This is a genomic window from Flavobacteriales bacterium TMED191, from assembly GCA_002171975.2.
GTDB lineage: Bacteria > Bacteroidota > Bacteroidia > Flavobacteriales > TMED113.
On the sequence record NHIO02000044.1, the window covers coordinates 1 to 18426 of the forward strand.

At 27.3% G+C, this 18426-nt stretch carries 16 protein-coding genes; 13 read left to right on the forward strand and 3 right to left on the reverse strand.

Annotated features, from left to right (window positions below; translation table 11 throughout):
• From CBD51_005270 to CBD51_005305, 8 genes are all read left to right on the forward strand, one after another.
• Positions 1-147: 50S ribosomal protein L28 (locus tag CBD51_005270; protein RPG58365.1), on the forward strand; the 147-nt coding region annotated here is incomplete at its 5' end.
• Positions 122-1750, forward strand: a complete 1629-nt coding sequence (locus tag CBD51_005275) for a M1 family peptidase (protein ID RPG58366.1) — start codon at positions 122-124, stop codon at positions 1748-1750. The genes CBD51_005270 and CBD51_005275, both read left to right, overlap by 26 nt.
• A gap of 89 nt (positions 1751-1839) precedes the next feature.
• A complete protein-coding gene (gene rpmG, locus CBD51_005280) occupies positions 1840-2022 on the forward strand; it encodes a 50S ribosomal protein L33 (GenBank protein RPG58367.1) in 183 nt (60 codons plus the stop codon).
• A gap of 6 nt (positions 2023-2028) precedes the next feature.
• Positions 2029-2184 carry a DUF4295 domain-containing protein gene (locus CBD51_005285; protein RPG58368.1) on the forward strand — a complete coding sequence of 52 codons (156 nt, stop codon included), beginning with the start codon at positions 2029-2031 and terminating at the stop codon, positions 2182-2184.
• A 365-nt stretch (positions 2185-2549) separates the two neighbouring features.
• The gene (gene ftsY / locus CBD51_005290; protein ID RPG58379.1) at positions 2550-3506 is read left to right on the forward strand and encodes a signal recognition particle-docking protein FtsY; all 957 of its coding nucleotides are present in this window, start codon (positions 2550-2552) and stop codon (positions 3504-3506) included.
• A gap of 1 nt (position 3507) precedes the next feature.
• Positions 3508-5106 carry a bacillithiol biosynthesis cysteine-adding enzyme BshC gene (gene bshC / locus CBD51_005295; GenBank protein ID RPG58369.1) on the forward strand — a complete coding sequence of 533 codons (1599 nt, stop codon included), beginning with the start codon at positions 3508-3510 and terminating at the stop codon, positions 5104-5106.
• Positions 5107-5123: 17 nt separating this feature from the next.
• Entirely contained in the window at positions 5124-6650 is a 1527-nt protein-coding gene (locus tag CBD51_005300; protein ID RPG58370.1) for a glutamine-hydrolyzing GMP synthase, read from the forward strand.
• A complete protein-coding gene (locus CBD51_005305; protein ID RPG58371.1) occupies positions 6641-7942 on the forward strand; it encodes a hypothetical protein in 1302 nt (433 codons plus the stop codon). Before CBD51_005300 ends, CBD51_005305 begins: the two co-directional genes overlap by 10 nt.
• Here CBD51_005305 and CBD51_005310 read toward each other — a convergent pair.
• Genes CBD51_005310 through CBD51_005320 form a run of 3 tightly spaced genes read right to left on the reverse strand, consistent with a single transcriptional unit; the run spans position 7939 to position 11729 of the window.
• Entirely contained in the window at positions 7939-8715 is a 777-nt protein-coding gene (locus tag CBD51_005310; GenBank protein RPG58372.1) for a hypothetical protein, read from the reverse strand. The two genes, CBD51_005305 and CBD51_005310, sit on opposite strands and share 4 nt — an antisense overlap.
• Complete coding sequence (locus CBD51_005315) at positions 8712-10922, reverse strand: DNA translocase FtsK (protein RPG58373.1); 2211 nt, start codon at positions 10920-10922, stop codon at positions 8712-8714. Before CBD51_005315 ends, CBD51_005310 begins: the two co-directional genes overlap by 4 nt.
• A gap of 3 nt (positions 10923-10925) precedes the next feature.
• Positions 10926-11729 (reverse strand): enoyl-CoA hydratase/isomerase family protein, encoded by an 804-nt coding sequence (locus CBD51_005320; protein ID RPG58374.1) that lies wholly within the window; start codon positions 11727-11729, stop codon positions 10926-10928.
• 279 nt (positions 11730-12008) lie between these two features.
• Here CBD51_005320 and CBD51_005325 point away from each other — a divergent pair, with 279 nt between their 5' ends.
• Genes CBD51_005325 through CBD51_005345 form a run of 5 tightly spaced genes read left to right on the forward strand, consistent with a single transcriptional unit; the run spans position 12009 to position 18373 of the window.
• Positions 12009-12941: an amidinotransferase gene (locus CBD51_005325; protein ID RPG58380.1), complete on the forward strand. Its 933-nt coding sequence runs from the start codon at positions 12009-12011 to the stop codon at positions 12939-12941.
• Positions 12942-12951: 10 nt separating this feature from the next.
• Complete coding sequence (locus tag CBD51_005330; protein ID RPG58375.1) at positions 12952-14715, forward strand: arginine--tRNA ligase; 1764 nt, start codon at positions 12952-12954, stop codon at positions 14713-14715.
• A 4-nt stretch (positions 14716-14719) separates the two neighbouring features.
• Entirely contained in the window at positions 14720-16060 is a 1341-nt protein-coding gene (locus CBD51_005335) for a signal recognition particle protein (protein ID RPG58376.1), read from the forward strand.
• Positions 16061-16062: 2 nt separating this feature from the next.
• Complete coding sequence (locus CBD51_005340; protein RPG58377.1) at positions 16063-16950, forward strand: bifunctional 5,10-methylenetetrahydrofolate dehydrogenase/5,10-methenyltetrahydrofolate cyclohydrolase; 888 nt, start codon at positions 16063-16065, stop codon at positions 16948-16950.
• 10 nt (positions 16951-16960) lie between these two features.
• Positions 16961-18373 carry a DUF4369 domain-containing protein gene (locus CBD51_005345; GenBank protein RPG58378.1) on the forward strand — a complete coding sequence of 471 codons (1413 nt, stop codon included), beginning with the start codon at positions 16961-16963 and terminating at the stop codon, positions 18371-18373.
• The last annotated feature ends 53 nt before the right edge of the window (positions 18374-18426 follow it).

An 18426-nucleotide genomic window follows, 5' to 3' on the forward strand; every position in this document is an offset into this window, starting at 1 on the left:
AATATAAATCTTATTAAAAAAAGATTTTTTGTCCCCTCTGAGGAAAAGTGGATAACTTTAAAAGTTACAACGTCTACATTAAAAACAATTGATAAAAAAGGTATTTCGGAAGTTTTAAGAATTGCCAAAGATAAAGGTTTGTTATAATTTTTCTCCATCCCCTCAATTACAAATGCTGTTTTACAGGATTATTATATTTATATCATTTATTTCTTTTGCTCAAGAAGAGCTTCTTGATAGCTCTCGCTTTTGTTATGATTACAAGTATTCTCATCTTACTGTCGAGTTTTTTTTAAATAATCAGGAAATTATTGGTGCTAACTTAATGGAGTTTGAAAAAAAATGTAAGATTGATACATTTAATTTAGATTTAGCAGAAAATATGATAGTAGATAGTATTTTTATCCTAAATCAAAAAGTAGATTTTATTCGAAAAAAAAACTCAGTCTTAATTCCTAACTCCTTCAAGGAAATAGATAATTTTGTTATTAATGTATTCTATAATGGAAAGCCCCAAATTGCTAAGAAACCTCCCTGGGATGGTGGATTTGTTTGGTCCAAAGATTCAAATAATTTAAACTGGGTAGGGGTTGCTTGTCAAATGGATGGTGCTAGTATTTGGTGGCCAACAAAGGATGACTTAGCTGATGAGCCAGATAGTTTGCGCATGACTTTTATAGTGAAAAAGCCATATTTAGTTGTTGCTAATGGTCAATTAGAGATTGTTAATGATTATTCAGACAAAAGATCTTTTTCTTGGTTAGTAAAAAATCCAATTAATTCTTATAATGTGACTTTTAATATTGCTCAGTATCGTCATTTTAATGACACTCTAGTAGGTGAGTTGGGTAATTTATCCATGGATTATTATGTTTTAGATGAACATTTTGAATTAGCACAACAACATTTTGTTCAGGTAGATTCTGTAATACATATTTTTGAAGAGCAATTTGGTCCATATCCATTTTATGAAGATGGTTATAAATTGGTTGAAACTCCTTATTTGGGTATGGAACATCAAAGTTGTATTGCATATGGAAATAAATATATGAAAGGTTATTTAGGAAACTATCCTGAAGATATAGATTTTGATTTTATTATTATTCATGAAACAGCTCATGAATGGTGGGGGAATAGTATAAGTATGAAGTCGGAAAGAGATATGTGGATTCATGAGTCGTTTGCAACATATGCAGAAGCATTGTATGTTGAAAATTTTTATGATTACAATAAAATGCTTGTTTATTTAAATTTTCAAAAACAACGTATTAAAAATAATCACCCAATTGTGAGTAGTTTACATTTTGATACTGATATGTATTATAAAGGTAGTTGGGTATTGCATACACTGAGAACAATTTTAAGAGATGATTTAAAATGGTTTAATATATTAAGGGGGCTACAATTAACTTTTTATCATCAAAATGTAAATACAGAAGAAGTTATTGATTATATCAAAGCACATGTTGAATATGATTTAGATGCTTTTTTTGACCAATATCTTTTTAATAATCAGATACCAGTACTAGAATATTCAATTAAAAAGAGAAAAAGTAAATATTTTTTAAAATTTAGATGGAATGATGTGCAGGTTAATTTTAATATGCCTTTGTTAGTACAACTACAGCCAAATATTAGCGAATGGATTTATCCTAATACAAAATGGCAAGAAATAGATTTAGAAAATGATATAGACACTTTATATGTTGAGAATGATTTGTTTTTAATTAATGTTTTAAAAGTTAAATAGTATAATAGAAAAAAGTAATGAAATTTGGGTGTAAATATATTTTTTATTAGATTTGCATGCTATTTTAATAAATAAATTTTTAAGAGGTAATGGCAAAAAAAGGTAATAGAGTTCAAGTAATATTAGAATGCACGGAGCACAAAACAAGTGGAATGTCTGGAACTTCAAGATATATATCTACTAAAAATAAGAAAAATACTCCCGATCGCTTAGAAATGAAAAAGTTTAATCCTGTATTAAAAAAATATACTATTCATAAGGAAATAAAATAATTTATTATGGCTAAAAAAGTAGTTGCAACATTACAAAAAGGCGGAGGAAAGGGGTATACCAAAGCTATAAAAATGATTCGTTCAGATAAGACTGGGGCGTATGTTTTTAAGGAAAAAATTGTTTTAAAAGAAGATGTTACTTCTTTTTTACAAGACAAATAAATTTTGATTCCAAATCAATTTTAATCTAGTTTCAATCTTTTTAATTATTGTCAATGGGCATATTTGATAAAATCAAACAAATTTTAAAACCCAAGGAAGATAATACATCTAGCAAAAAAGCCAATAATAATAAGCTGTTAAGGGAAGAAGGTGAAAAGAATACTCAACCCTCAATTAAGCGAGAGGAATCTNCTGCTGTATCAGAATCTCAATCTACAAGTTCTAAAGATTTATCTATCGATAATAATTTCATTGAGGAAACACCAGTTCATTTGAAAGACTCTGAAGAGTTGAAAGCAGATTTAGATTCAATTGAGTCATCAGAAATAGATGGTGGCAACTCAGAAGAGGTGAAAACATCTCAAATGTCGAAATCTAATATCTCGAATAATTCACTAATAGATAATAGTGATTCACAAAAGTCAAAGCTAGATAAGTCTTTAGATAAAACAAGAGATGGCTTCTTTGGTAAAATGAAATTGTTTTTCACAGGTAAAAACAAGGTTGATGATACATTTTTAGATCAACTTGAAGAAATGTTAATTACATCTGATGTTGGAGTTAAGACTACTATTAAAATTATTGATTTGGTTGAAACATTTGTTGCAAAAAACAAGTATGTCAATCAGGAGGAATTAAAGATTATTTTAAAAAATCAAATTATTGGTTTATTAAATGTAAATCAAAAGTCTGATAATACTGAGAACACTAAACCCTATGTTATTTTGTTTGTTGGTGTAAATGGTGTTGGAAAAACTACTACTATAGCAAAACTTGCAAATTTTTTTAAAACTCAAGGTAAAAGCGTATTAATTGGGGCTGCAGATACTTTTCGTGCTGCTGCAATTGATCAGATTGATAAATGGGCTAATCAAATTAACGTCCCTATTGTTAAACAAAAAATGGGTTCAGACCCAGCTGCTGTAGCATATGATACAATTCAATCTGCTATCGCATCAAATATTGACTATGTAATTATTGATACTGCTGGAAGACTACATAATAAAATTAACCTTATGTCTGAATTAGAAAAAATTTCTTCAGCCATTGGCAAGTTAACTCATTCTGCTCCTCATGAAGTGGTGTTAGCTTTAGATGCTTCTACAGGACAAAATGCATTGGAACAAGCTAAACAATTTCTTAAAGCTACAAATGTTACTCACTTAGCAATAACAAAGTTAGATGGTACAGCTAAGGGAGGTGTTGTTATTTCCATTTGTGATCAATTAAGTATTCCAATCAAATATATTGGGGTCGGTGAAAAGATTGAAGACATTCAATTATTTAATAAAATGGAATTTGTAGAATCATTATTTAAATAATATGTTAACAAAAAAAAGTTCCCTTTCTTTTTCTGAAACAAATTTATTTTCTCCTATAATTTTAGATTTTATCAAAAGTGATTCAAAATTATTATCATTTATTGATTGTTTTCCTAATATTGATTCATTAAAAAATAAATTAAAAAAAATCAATTTTGAGTCCAGAGAGGTTTTAGTAAACACTGTACGTAAACAATATAATAACACTTCTTTTTTAGCTGGAAGGTCAAAAGATGTGGATGATAATATTAATCTTTTATTAGATTCAAAAACATTTACTATTTGTACAGGTCATCAATTAAATATTTTTATTTCTCCACTTTTTTTAATATATAAAATAACTTCTCTAATTGCTTATGCAAATTATTTAGATGAGCATATTCCAAATCATAGATTTGTTCCTTGTTTTTGGATGGCAACAGAAGATCATGATTTTAAAGAGATTAACGAGTTGTCAATTTACAATAAAAAATATAGTTGGAATTTACAAACTAAGAACGCAGTAGGTAATTTGTCTACTCATTCGATGAAAGATTTATTAAGTGATTTAAAAAAGGTATTAGATCAATCTGAACATGGAAGGGATTTGTATAATATTTATTATCACGCATATACTGCCAATTCTAATTATGCGGATGCAACTAGGTCAATAATAAATTCTCTTTTTGGCGATTATGGTTTGGTTGTTGTTGATGGTAACTGCATGGCTCAGAAACAACTTTTTTCTAATGATATGAAGGAAGAAATTACAACTAATTACATATTTAAAAACATTCTAGACTCCAATTTGAGTATGCGTTCTATCTATAAGCCGATGATTAATCCTTTAAAATCAAATTTGTTTTATTTACATAATAATATTAGATCAAAGATTTTATATAATAATAACGAGTATAAATCCTTATGTCATAATAAGGAGTGGACAAAAAAAGAATTATTAAATGAAATTGAAAACTATCCAAATAGATTTAGTCCTAATGTATTTATGAGAACATTATATCAGCAAAGTATATTGCCAAATGTTTTATACCTTGGTGGGCCTTCTGAGATTGCTTATTGGTTGCAATTATTAAGTTTATTTAATTCCAAAGGTAAATTATTTCCTGTTTTAGATCTTCGTTCCTTTTTTATAATTTTATCTAAAAGTATTTTAAATTTTTACAAAAAACATAATTTAAATGATGCAGATATATTTATCGATTATCATTTAAAAATTAAAAAAATTATTAAAAATATATCAAATCACGATGATCTTAAATTAAAAAAAGATATAAATGATTTATTAGAAATAATTGAAAAAAAAATTAGTAAAATTCACAATTTCCCATTGAATTCATTTAGAGTTTTTGAAAAAAGGGTTAATAATTCATTATTACAACTAGAGTCCAAAATAATAAAATTCGAAAAAAACAATAATAAAAATGTCCTTGATCAACTTTCTTCTTTAGAGCAAAAAATTTTCACTAATAATAATCCACAGGAAAAATCATATAGTTTTATTCCTTACTTTATAAAATATGGTCCAGCATTTTTTAATTTATTAATAGAAGAAAGTTTAATATTTGATAATAAATATATTATATTAAAAGAAAACAGCTGAATAAATTTATTTTAAACATGAAAGAAGTTTTATTAATCATTGATTTTGGTTCTCAGTATACTCAACTTATTGCTAGACGGGTTAGAGAACTCAATGTTTGTTCAGAAATTATTCCATATAATAAATTTTCTATACTACAAAAAAATATTAAAGGTGTAATACTCTCTGGAAGTCCTTCATCAGTCAAAGATTCTCTTTCACCCAAGATTAATTTATCATTAATTAGGAGAAAGGTGCCACTTCTTTCACTTTGTTATGGAGCTCAGTTAATTGCAAACGAATTAGGAGGTGATGTGGTTGCTTCTGAAAATAGAGAATACGGCCGATCTAATTTATTAGTACTTTCTAATCATGAAATATTTAACGATGTAAAAAATGATTCTATTGTTTGGATGTCTCACGGCGATACAATTAAAAAACTTCCGGATAACTGCGAATTACTAGCTAGTACTGATGATGTAAAAATAGCTGCTTTTGCTATTAAAAATGAACATACTTTGGGTTTTCAATTTCATCCAGAAGTTTATCATTCTCAATACGGTAAAGAAATGTTATCAAATTTTATTTCACTTTGTGGTTTTAGTCAAAATTGGACCTCCGAATCTTTTATTGATTTAACAATAAATCAATTAAAAATGAAAATCAAGAATCAAAAGGTTTTAATGGCTTTGTCTGGTGGAGTAGACTCAACTGTTGCAGCTTTTTTATTGCATAAAGCAATTGGTGATAATCTACAATGCGTTTTTGTTGATAATGGTTTGTTGAGAAAAAATGAATTTAAAGAAGTTTTAGATGGATATAAAAACATGGGGTTTAATATTAGTGGAGTTGATGCTTCGAATAAATTTTTAATAAATTTATCTGGTGTATCTGACCCTGAACAAAAGAGAAAAATTATAGGTGCTACTTTTATTGATGTTTTTGATAAATGTGCTATTAATTTTAAAGATGTTGTTTGGTTAGGCCAGGGCACAATTTACCCTGATGTTATAGAATCTATTTCTGGTACTGGTGGTCCCTCTGAAACAATTAAGTCTCATCATAATGTTGGTGGTCTGCCTGAAAGAATGAATTTGAAGATTGTCGAGCCTCTCAAGACGTTATTTAAAGACGAGGTTAGAAAAGTAGGATTAGCGCTTGGAATTAATAAATCTATTATTAATAGACATCCTTTTCCTGGACCAGGATTAGCTATTAGGATAATGGGTGACATCACATTAGAAAAAGTAAATATTTTAAAAGAGGTTGATAGTATTTTTATTAATGCATTAAAGGATTACAATTTATATCATAAAGTGTGGCAAGCAGGTGCTATTTTATTAGGTGATAGTAGTGTTGGTGTAATGGGGGACGGGAGAACTTATGAGAAGGTAGTTGCTTTAAGAGCCGTTGAGTCAACTGATGGAATGACAGCAGATTGGGTGCATTTGCCTTATGATTTTTTATCAAAAGTATCTAATTTAATTATTAACAAGGTAAATGGAGTTAATCGAGTGGTTTACGATATTAGTTCCAAGCCTCCAGCTACAATAGAATGGGAATAAAGAAATACATATTTATATTTTTCCCTTATTTCTTGTTCGCCCAAAATAACAATTTAGTTAGTCCAATTAAAAATGTTTTTTCTCATTATTCCTCTAGAAATTTATCAATAGATACTATTAATCAAAAGCAGGATTTATTTGATTATCATATTGCTTTGTTATTGCCATTTTGTATTGAAAGTAATGAGTCAATATTGAGTTTAAATCCTGATTCAATTAATGAAAATTACCAACCTGACTTATTTAAGAAAAGTTTAATATCAATAGATTTTTTTAATGGTTTTATAATGGCGCTCAATAATTTAGAGTATTTAAATTTTAAAATTTCTGTTTTTGATATTTCACATGATAATAAATCAGAAGTTATTTTAGATCACATAATTAACAGTAGATCTTTAAAGGGTGTTGATTTAATAGTCGGTCCTTTGTTTACTGATAATTTCGTTTATTTTACTGATAATTTTAAAAAAAAGAAAGTTCCTATTATTGCTCCATTTTCTAAGAAGCAACATATTGTGAATAACCATTCAAATGTAATTCAAATTCAACCTTCACTTGAAAATCAATTAAAAACTTTTTCAAATTATATATTTGATAATCATAGTTCTGATAATATTCTTTTGATTCGTAGAGATACACTATTTAAGAAGGTTTTGACTAGAAGTGTTCCAGATAGTTCTAGTATAAGTATTGACACTATTATACCAAAAGATATATATCTTAGTAATACCCTTCTTTTTGAAGTAGATACTTCAATAATAAAATTTAAAGAAATTAAGATAAATGCTAATGTTGTAGATTCTATTTATCATGAACTTGACACATTAGGTGAAAGAAATGTTATTATTATTCCCTCTGAGGACAATGTTTTTGTTACTGATTTATTATCAAAATTACATGCATGTAGAGATAGTGGGATGATAGTATATGGAATGCAGAATTTATATAATTATGACCATTTAAATTTCACTGATCTAACGGATATGAATTTATCTTTTCCTTATCATAAGATGGATAATTCTCAACTTATCTCACAATTTATTGTTGAATTTTATAATCAATATCAATATATTCCAGATCTTAGATACTGTCTTGTTGGTTATGAGATAGCTACATATTTTTCACAATTATTATCCCAATCAGATTATATTTTGCCAATTTTATCTAGCATTAACTCATCTAAGGTATTAGAAAATATTTTTGATTTTTATCAAATTGATGATAATGGCTTTATTAACGAAGGTGTTGTAATTTTAAGATATGATAGTTTTGGCTATAAAAAAATTAACTAATTTTCATTTCTAAAATCAATAATTTCAAAATTATCGTATTCTGGCTTATCAATTTTCAATAAATTTTCATCAGCTTCCTTCATGCTTATAATTTCAATAGTTGCATGTCCATTAAATTGATCTAGTTGTTTAATTGATTTTATTTGTTGTGATTTTTTGTCAATATTAATTTCTATAAAATCAATATTTGTATTTTTTTGTTTTGAATTAGAAATACAATCATTTAATTTATTTTGATTTAGTGAGTCGATTCCAATCCTACATTGTCTTGGTAATTTAAGGCAAACAGGTAGCTCTAATAAGTCTATGCAGTCATTATATACATTTTCGTATTCATTTTTTTTAGGAGTAAATTTAATAGTAGTAAAGTTCTTATTGTCAATTATTATTGTACGCTGATAATTATTTTGATATTCTTGTAAAATATTATTTATTATGAATTGAGAATTCCCGTCTATATTATCAATTTGAATTTCTTGATCATCAACCAGAATGGTAAATAAACTAGACCCATCATATAGTTGAATTATATTCATCTCATTTCTTTTAAATTCTACAAAAAAGCGATTATCAGAAAATAATGAAATATGGCCTTTTATTGGACTTTCTATTTGGTGAGATGATTTTTCATAATTGTATTCAAATTGAATAGATGTTCCGTTATCTGAAATTAGATTACTAAAGATATTTTTTATTAAATCATCAACATTTTGACTTTGAGATGTGATTTTATTTGAGATTAATAATAATAAAATTAAAATTAATGGTTTCATATTATTTGATTTAATTCTTCTTCATTTTCTACTAAAACTTTACGTCCTTTACTGCCTTCTAGTGGACCGATTACACCTGCGTATTCCAATTGATCAATAATTCTACCAGCTCTGTTATATCCAAGTTTTAATTTTCTTTGAATCATTGATGTTGAACCTTGTTGATGCATAACAATTAATAAAGCAGCTTCTCTAAATAAAGGGTCTCTGTCATCGGTATTTTTTTCATTTGGTATGTTGTCTTTATGACCTTCTTCAGGTAGTGAAAATGAATTCATTTGAGTGTTTTGTGAGCCAATAAAATTAGTGAGTTTTTCAACTTCTGGTGTGTCAATAAATGCGCACTGAATTCTTGACAAACTACTACCTGTTGATATTAGCATGTCGCCTCTTCCAATTAGTTGATTAGCTCCAACCGTATCTAAAATTGTTTTACTATCGATTCCCTGTATAACTCTAAATGCAATTCGTGTTGGAAAATTTGCTTTAATTGTTCCTGTAATGATATTTGTTGTAGGTCTTTGAGTAGCAATAATTAAGTGAATACCTATTGCACGTGATAATTGTGCAAGTCTTGCAATAGGTATTTCAATTTCTTTGCCAGCAGTCATAATTAAATCTGCAAATTCATCAATAACCAGTATTAGATAGGGTAAAAATTGATGGTCTTCATTATTAGAAAGTTTTCCTTGTTTATATTTGATGTTATACTCTTGGATATTTCGTACTTCTGCTTTTTTGAGAAGTTCATATCGATTATCCATTTCCAGACACAATGATTTTAGTGTTTTTACAACACTTTTTGTGTCTGTTATAATTGATTCACTATTGTCTGATAATTTTGCTAAAAAATGTTTTTCAATTTTATTATATAAAGTTAATTCTACTTTTTTAGGATCAACTAAAATAAATTTAACATCATTAGGATGCTTTTTAAATAAAATGGAACAAAGTATTGCATTAAGACCAACAGATTTACCCTGTCCAGTTGCACCTGCAATTAATAAGTGCGGCATTTTTGTTAAATCCATAACAAATGTCTCATTTGAAATTGTTTTACCTAAAGCAATTGGTAGTTCAAATTTTGAATTTTGAAATTTTTCCGAAGCAATTACATCTTTCATTGAAACAATTGTTGGATTTTGATTTGGAACTTCTATTCCAACAGTACCTTTACCAGGTAAGGGAGCAATTATTCTTACTCCAACTGCTTTAATGCGAAGAGCAATATCATTTTCTAAATTTTTTATTTTTGAAATTTTTACACCTTGATCTGGAATAATTTCATATAAAGTAATAGTAGGTCCAACAGTAGCTCGTTTCACAACTACATCAATTTTAAAATCTTTTAATGTCTCTTCAATAAGTTTTTTATTAGTTTCCACCTCTATTTCATTAATTGAAATTTTATTTTCGGTATACTCCGTAAGTATTTCTAAATTTGGAAAATTATATTGAATCTTCTTTTTTTCTAGTTTATTTATGTCCCCAGTATTTTCATTTAATATATCCTCTTCTTTTATTTCCTCAATAATAATACCTGGTGATGTTAACTCTTTTGCTATATTTTGAGTTTCATTTACACTTGATTTTTTAATGGTACTTGTTGTTTTTGTACTAGTATTTTCTTTAATAATATTATCTGGATTAGTATTTTTTTTATTCCAAAAACGTAACATCATAATAGTAACTTGTTTAAGTTTATAGAAATGTTCTTTTTGAATATTAAAGATTAAGATAATTGCGATTAAAAGTGTTAATAATAAGAATATAATTGTGCCAATTTTACCAATAAAAGGTGTTATAGTATTTGACATGCTTAAACCTAATTTACCTGAAAATATCTTATTAGTAAGTAAACTACATGTCAAACACGTCCAAATAATCAAAAAAATATGTATTGTAGTAATTTGAAAGAGATTAATATTTTTTGATTTAAATAATGTCTTTATAAGTACAAAACATATTAAAAGAATTAAAAAATATGTACTAACACCAAATATTCGAATAAGGAATTCACTTATAATCGCTCCTAAACTTCCTATTGTGTTTTGAGTGTTTATAAAATTTACATTTTTTATAATAATTTCACTTTGATCCATCAGCCCATTTGACCAGTATGAATTAATAGCAAGTACTAATGAAAGTATTAAGGTTATACAAGTTAGACTAATTATAAGTTTTAAGGAGTTTTTATATTTAGACATATGTTATTGTTTAGCCCAATTTATTTTATTTTTCACTAAAAAGTTTGTTATTCCTTTTGTGAAATCTTCACTTTCTCTACTTTTAGCATTTAATTTGGCAGCTTTTTCTAGTTTTTTATCTAAATCCATTAGTTGATAAAGCATTTCTTTTGTTTCTTTAACAGAATTTAGTGATGTTTCTTTTACAATCTTTTCGATAAATTTTATTATTTCATTATCTATATTTTCTAACTCACAAATTTTATTAATTAATCCGATTTTTTCTGCGTAAATTGCGTCAATTAATTTACCAGTTAATAATAATTCTCTTGCATCAGATCCTTTTATTTTTGTCAATAAAAATGTACTAACTAATGCAGGTATAAAGCCCAATTTAACTTCTGGGTAACTAAATTTACTATTTTTAGTTGCAAACACTAAGTCAGATGCATTTATAAGACCACAACCACCCGCTATTGCTGGTCCACAAACTTTTGAAATTATCAATTTTGGATATTTTAACATTTTTTTATATAAACTCATAAGATGATAAGAGTCATTTAAGTTTTCTTGATATGAGTAGTTTTGTAACTTCTTTAAGTACTGTAAATCAGCTCCAGCGCAAAAAACAGATGATGAAGAACTTATTAGAATTAATTTTGTTTTTTTTAATTTTTCGTGTTCATCAAATGCAGATATTATTTCAGAAATCATTTGTGGATTTAATGCATTTCTTTTCTCAGGTCTATTAAGAATAATATTAAGATATTGAGCTTGATTATTTAAATCAAACGTTTTTAATTTGATGTATTTCTGTTTTTGATGCATATATTGTACTAAATTCTATTATAAATCTAATTAATTTTATTTGTTCTCTCTATATTTGAATTAAAATTAGCACGTGATATGATAAATCCATTTATAAATAATGAGTATTCATTAATTAAAAAGGTTGTTCTAGGTATTGCCAATAATTTTGGTGGTACTCCTACAATTGAAGATGCATATGACCCGAAATCTAAGCAGAATATTTTAAATAAATTTTTCCAATTGAATCATAATTAATTAATGAATTAAATGCTTTTGAGCGGGTATTGAATAAATATGATGAGCCAAGATTTTACTACAAATACTATTTTAATGATTAAGCCAACAAAATTTGGTTTTAATTCTGAGTCGGCCTTAGATAATATTTATCAAAAAAAAGAATTAAATTTTTCAGCCAAAGAAATTAGATTACAAGCTCAAAATGAATTTTGTCAATTAGTTTCTCTTTTAAAAGATGAAGGATTAGAAGTGATCGAATTTATTGATAATACAAATGATAATACACCCGACTCTTTGTTTCCTAATAACTGGATTAGTACTCATAAAGACGGTACAATTTATCTTTATTCTATGTTTGCTAAAAACCGTAGATTAGAAAGAAGAACTGATATTATTAATTATTTTAAGAAAAATTTTCAAGTAAAAAATATTATTAACAATGCGGAATTTTATGAAAAGAAAGGTCTTTTTTTAGAAGGCACAGGCAGTATGGTTTTGGATAGAGAAAATAAAATTGCTTACGCCTGTTTATCAAAGAGAACAGAGTTTGATCTTTTTAGCAAATGGTGTATTCAGATGAAGTATAGATGTGTCTCATTTTGTGCTAAAGATAAGGAGCATGATATTTATCATACAAATGTTTTAATGAGTATCTGTAAGTATATAGTCTTTATTTGTTTAGATGCAATTTTAGAGGAAACAGATAAAGATATATTACTTTCTATGTTTAAAAAGACTAATAAAGAAATAATTAATATATCAAGTTTACAAATGAATAGTTTTTTAGGGAATGTATTAGAGTTAAAAAATAGCAATAAAGAATCTTTATTAATTATGAGTTCTTCTGCGTATAATTCTTTAACTTCTGATCAATTTAAAATAATTACAAGGTACATGAAAATCATACATTCTCCTTTAAATTTCATTGAGTCATTTGGTGGAGGAAGTGCTAGATGTATGATTGCTGAAATTTTTTTAAGAAAATCACTGTAATATAATTAATATGATTTTTGAGAAACATATAGTAAATATTAAAAAAGTAATTCTAGATTACTTTTCAGAATTGAAAATAGATAATAATCTAATTCAAATTCAAGAAACCAAAAAGGAGTTTAGTGGTGATTGGACTGTCATTTTGTTTCCCCTGAAGAAGTTTTCAAATCTCACTTTCAGTGAATTTGCTAATGAATTAGGTGATTATTTATTAACAAAAGAAAAGACAATCAAATCATATAACATCGTTAGTGGTTTTTTAAATTTAGAATTCACTGATAAATTTTGGTTAGAGATTTTAGAATTTAGTTTTTCGCCTAATTTTGAATTAAATAAAAAAAAGAATTCTACCATTGTATTAGAATCATGTTCTCCAAATACTAATAAACCTTTACATTTAGGGCACTTAAGAAATATCTTATTAGGCCATGCAATGTCAAATATATTGATTGCTAATGGCTTTAAGGTTCATAAAGTTCAAATTATCAATGACCGAGGTATTCATATTTGCAAATCAATGCTTGCGTGGCTTAAGTTTGGCAATGGAGATACGCCTTCAAAGTCTAATATGAAGGGAGATTATTTTGTTGGCAAGTATTATGTTTTATTTGAACAGAAATATCAGGAAGAGAGAAATAAATTGCTTAAGAGTGGTTATAGTGTCAAGGATTTAGATGATAATTCAAAATTATTACATGAAGTTAAGACAATGCTTCGTAAATGGGAGAGTGGTGATAAAGAATTAATTGAATTGTGGATGAAAATGAACTCATGGGTGTATGATGGTTTTGAAGATACATATAAAAAAATTGGCATTAGTTTTGATAAAATTTATTATGAGAGCGACACTTATTTAATTGGTAAAGACTTCATTAAAAAAGGTTTAGAAAAGAATATTTTTAATCAAAAAGATGATAAGTCGGTTTGGGTCAATCTTGAAGATAAGAATTTAGATAATAAATTATTACTTCGTTCTGACGGAACTGCTGTTTATATTACTCAGGATATTGGAACAGCAATATGTCGGTATAATGATTTTTCTTTTGATAAAATGATTTATGTAGTTGGTAATGAGCAAAATCATCATTTTAAAGTATTATTTGAAATTTTAAATAAAATGAATTATTCTTGGTCTAAGGAGTTGTTTCACATGTCGTACGGTATGGTGACTTTGCCTGAGGGTAAAATGAAATCTAGGGAGGGTACTGTTGTAGATATTGATGATTTGTTGGATGAAATGCATAAACAAGCCAAAGAAATTATTCTATCTTCTAACAAGATTGATATAGATAATATTGATAATCTGTCGGTTATGATTGGTGATGCTGCTTTGAAGTATTATATTTTAAAACCTGATGCCAAAAAAGATATTTTATTTAACCCAGCAGAATCTATTGACTTTAATGGACATACAGGTCCTTTTATTCAGTATACATATGCTAGAATTAATTCAATTTTAGAAAAATCTCTTAATTTATCTTTATTATTTAAAATTCAGAGGTCATTACTTTTTGAAGAAAAGAAATTAATAAAATTGATTTTGAATTATCCTATTATAATTAGTCAATCATCAGAAAAATTAAACCCAGCTGTTTTGGCTAATTATCTATTTAATTTAGCTAAGGAATACAATCATTTTTATCAAAAAATACCTATTTTAAATGTTGACAATTTTAATGATATAAATTTCAGAGTTACTTTGTCAAAAAAAGTAAGTGTTTTATTAAGTAAAGGAATGAATCTATTGGGAATTAAAGTCCCTTCAAAAATGTAGTATTATGTTTGAAAATTTATCAGATAAATTAGAAAGTGCATTTAGTTTACTCAAGGGCCAGGGTAGAATTACTGAAATTAATGTTGCACAAACATTAAAAGAAGTTAGACGTGCTTTAATTGATGCAGATGTTTCTTACCAAACAGCTAAGAAATTTGTTAACACTGTAAAAGAAAAAGCTTTAGGTCAAAAGGTTTTAACCGCAATTAATCCAGGACAATTAATGATTAAAATTGTTCATGATGAATTAAGTAAACTAATGGGAAGCGAATCTTCAGAAATAAATTTAGATTCTAATTTTACTGTTGTATTAATTGCTGGTCTTCAGGGTTCAGGAAAGACCACATTTTCTGCAAAACTTGCGAATAGAATGGTTAAAAAAAATAATTTAAAACCATTGTTAGTTGCATGTGATGTTTATAGACCGGCTGCTATTGAACAACTGCAAATTGTTGGTGATTCCATTTCTGTGCCAGTTTTCAAGGATTTAAATCAAAAAGATCCTGTAAAAATTGCTCAAGCAGGAATTAAGCATGCAAAGAGTCAAAATAGAAATTTTGTTATTATTGATACAGCAGGGAGACTTTCGATTGATCAAATTATGATGAATGAGATTAAATCTATTAAAGACATTATTAAACCCTCTGAAATTTTATTTATTGTCGATTCAATGACGGGTCAAGATGCAGTTAATACAGCAAAAAACTTTAATGAAGTGCTAAACTATGATGGAGTAGTATTAACCAAATTAGATGGTGATACAAGAGGGGGTGCTGCATTAACTATACGACAAGAGGTTAATAAGCCAATTAAATTTATAGGTACAGGAGAAAAGATGGATGCTTTAGATGTATTCTATCCCAAAAGAATGGCTGATAGAATATTAGGTATGGGTGATGTTGTTTCTTTAGTTGAGAGAGCTCAACAACAATTTGATGAAAAAGAAGCCAAAAAGATGGAGATGAAGATGCTTAAAAATCAATTTAATTTTAATGATTTTTTAAAACAAATTAAGCAAATTAAGCAAATGGGTAATCTAAAGGATATGCTAGGTATGATTCCTGGTGTGGGTAAAATGGTAAGAAATATGGATATTGATGATGATGCTTTTAAAGGGATTGAATCTATGATTTTTTCAATGACAGAAGAAGAACGAAATTATCCTAAAATAATTGATTCTTCAAGAAGAAAACGTATTGCATTAGGAAGTGGATCTAAAGTTGAGGATGTTAATAAATTAATAAAACAATTTAGCCAAATGGGTAAGATGATGAAGATGATGAAGAGTGGTGGTTTAGAAAATATGATGAAAAATTTAAATTCTCATCCAAATAAATTTAATTAACTATGATTAGTTTAGACGGCAAAAAATTATTTAATAAAATTAAAGAGGAATTAAAAGTTGAGGTTCAGTTTCTAAATAAAAATGGATTAAGATCTCCACATTTAGCAGCAATATTAATTGGCGATAATCCTGCATCCAGAACTTATATAAATGCTAAAGTTAAAGCGTGTAATGAAATAGGATTTGACTCTACAGTTATTAATTTTCCTAGTAGTATTGAACAAAAAGAACTCTTAACGAAAATTAATGAGATTAATTGTAATGATGATATTGATGGTTTAATAGTTCAGTTACCCTTGCCTGATCACCTAGATGAAGATGTTGTAACGCATAATATTTCTTATAAAAAGGATGTAGATGGTTTTCACCCTGTCAATATTGGTAGAATGGTATTAGGTTTGCCTTGTTTTTTACCTGCTACACCTTTTGGTATTATGAGTTTACTTAAAGAATATAATATTGATACAACTGGAAAGAAGTGTTTGGTAATAGGGCGCAGTCATATTGTGGGGACTCCTATAAGTATTTTAATGTCTCGTAACAATTCTTTTGGGAATTCAACAGTAACATTAGCTCATAGCAAAACAAAAAAATTAAAATCCTTAACCTTGCAGTCAGATATTATTATTGTTGCGTTAGGTAAAGCTCATTTTTTAACAAATGATATGGTTAAAAAATCATCCGTTATCATTGATGTTGGTATTCATAGAGTACCTTCATCTGTTACTAAAAGTGGGTATAAGTTAATTGGTGATGTTGATTTTGATAAAGTGAAAGATAAGGTCTCATATATTAGCCCTGTTCCAGGTGGGGTTGGTCCCATGACGATTGCTTCATTACTTAAAAACACTTTATACTCTGCTAAAAAAGTGATATATTCGTCATCATAAACGAACTAATATGTGTAGAATATTTTATATTTTCATTTTATTACCCATTTTCTTAATTTCTCAAATAGAAAAAGAAGTTCCTTTAGGATCTGAAAAAGCACCTAGCTACGTTAAAAATCAATATGATCATGTTATTGTTTCAGGCGAGTTTTCTGAAAAACTTAAATCTAGGAATGGAAAAATGTTTTTATATGAGATGATTGGTAATGATGATTATCTTCTTGATAGTGTAAATATTAGTGCTGGAAAATTTTCATTTAAAAAGCGTTTGTTTTATGCTGGTGTCTATCGAATTGCTTTTAATAACTCTAATAATTCATTAGATTTTGTAATTAATCCATCTGAAATAAATAAATCCCAGTCATTATTCATTAAGCTTAACAATTTTAGGATTAAAAAAGATTATGAGATTCCTAATTCGAAGGATAATGATGTGAAAAAATCATATGCAGCTAAAGAAGAATCAATCAATTCTAAAATTAAATTAATTAGAAAGAGTCAAAAATCGAGAGATGAAAAAATTAGAGAAATGAAAACTCTTCAAAATGAATTATTTCAATATGGTCTTTTATTGGATAGCCAGTTCCCAGGTACATATTATGGCATGATTATTTCTAATATGCAATCTCCTTATAATACTATTTCTCATTTATATTTTAATGATATAGATTTTTCTGATGCTTGTATAATTAGAAGTAGTTTATTGCCTAATCGTATACAAACTTATATTCAGAATTTTAATGATTATAGTAATAATAAATTTGGTTTTCATGATGCAGTTGATGTGGTGATGGAATATGCTAAACAAAACGATAAAGTGGCTGAATTCTGTATGTATAATATGTTAGATGGCTTTTACAATACTGGACAGACGCAAAAGAAAAATGACCCTATATGGAACGACTTGTGTGATTATATAATGAATGAATATATTTTTGGTGAAGGATGTGGCGATGATATTGAACCAAGTGACCTGTTAAAAGAACGTGCTTCTCAATTTAAAAACTTACAAGTTGGTAATATTCCTCCAAATATAATTACTAAGGATTTAAATGGAGTAGATATTAATTTAGAGTATACTTGTTCTAAGAATAATTATACTGTCTTATTATTTTGGGCTTCTCATTGTAATCATTGTATGGCTGAAATGCCAGGTTTTGCAAATTGGTATAGTCAAAATAGTGAAGGCGTAGAAATTATTGCAATTTCTTTAGACGGTCAAAAGAAAAAATGGGAAACAACTGTCAAAGATAACAATTTTAATTGGGTTAATATATGTCAATTTAAAGTATATAAGTCCCCAATTTGTTTAGATTATAAAATTAAAAAAACTCCAAGTATTTTTGTTTTAAATAATAAGATGGAAATTGTTGCAAAACCTAAAAGTACACATCAGTTAAGATCTTTTTTATTGTCTAATTAAATTAAACATAATGGCCCTGTGGCTCAACTGGATAGAGTACCTGACTACGGATC

What these genes read in the sequence shown, in the direction of transcription:
- rpmG (RPG58367.1), top strand. Translation starts at nt 1,840, where the DNA reads ATGGCAAAAAAAGGTAATAGAGTTCAAGTAATATTAGAATGCACGGAG.
- CBD51_005285 (RPG58368.1), top strand. Translation starts at nt 2,029, where the DNA reads ATGGCTAAAAAAGTAGTTGCAACATTACAAAAAGGCGGAGGAAAGGGG.
- ftsY (RPG58379.1), top strand. Translation starts at nt 2,550, where the DNA reads ATGTCGAAATCTAATATCTCGAATAATTCACTAATAGATAATAGTGAT.
- bshC (RPG58369.1), top strand. Translation starts at nt 3,508, where the DNA reads ATGTTAACAAAAAAAAGTTCCCTTTCTTTTTCTGAAACAAATTTATTT.
- CBD51_005300 (RPG58370.1), top strand. Translation starts at nt 5,124, where the DNA reads ATGAAAGAAGTTTTATTAATCATTGATTTTGGTTCTCAGTATACTCAA.
- CBD51_005305 (RPG58371.1), top strand. Translation starts at nt 6,641, where the DNA reads ATGGGAATAAAGAAATACATATTTATATTTTTCCCTTATTTCTTGTTC.
- CBD51_005310 (RPG58372.1), bottom strand. Translation starts at nt 8,715, where the DNA reads ATGAAACCATTAATTTTAATTTTATTATTATTAATCTCAAATAAAATC.
- CBD51_005315 (RPG58373.1), bottom strand. Translation starts at nt 10,922, where the DNA reads ATGTCTAAATATAAAAACTCCTTAAAACTTATAATTAGTCTAACTTGT.
- CBD51_005320 (RPG58374.1), bottom strand. Translation starts at nt 11,729, where the DNA reads ATGCATCAAAAACAGAAATACATCAAATTAAAAACGTTTGATTTAAAT.
- CBD51_005325 (RPG58380.1), top strand. Translation starts at nt 12,009, where the DNA reads ATGAGCCAAGATTTTACTACAAATACTATTTTAATGATTAAGCCAACA.
- CBD51_005330 (RPG58375.1), top strand. Translation starts at nt 12,952, where the DNA reads ATGATTTTTGAGAAACATATAGTAAATATTAAAAAAGTAATTCTAGAT.
- CBD51_005335 (RPG58376.1), top strand. Translation starts at nt 14,720, where the DNA reads ATGTTTGAAAATTTATCAGATAAATTAGAAAGTGCATTTAGTTTACTC.
- CBD51_005340 (RPG58377.1), top strand. Translation starts at nt 16,063, where the DNA reads ATGATTAGTTTAGACGGCAAAAAATTATTTAATAAAATTAAAGAGGAA.
- CBD51_005345 (RPG58378.1), top strand. Translation starts at nt 16,961, where the DNA reads ATGTGTAGAATATTTTATATTTTCATTTTATTACCCATTTTCTTAATT.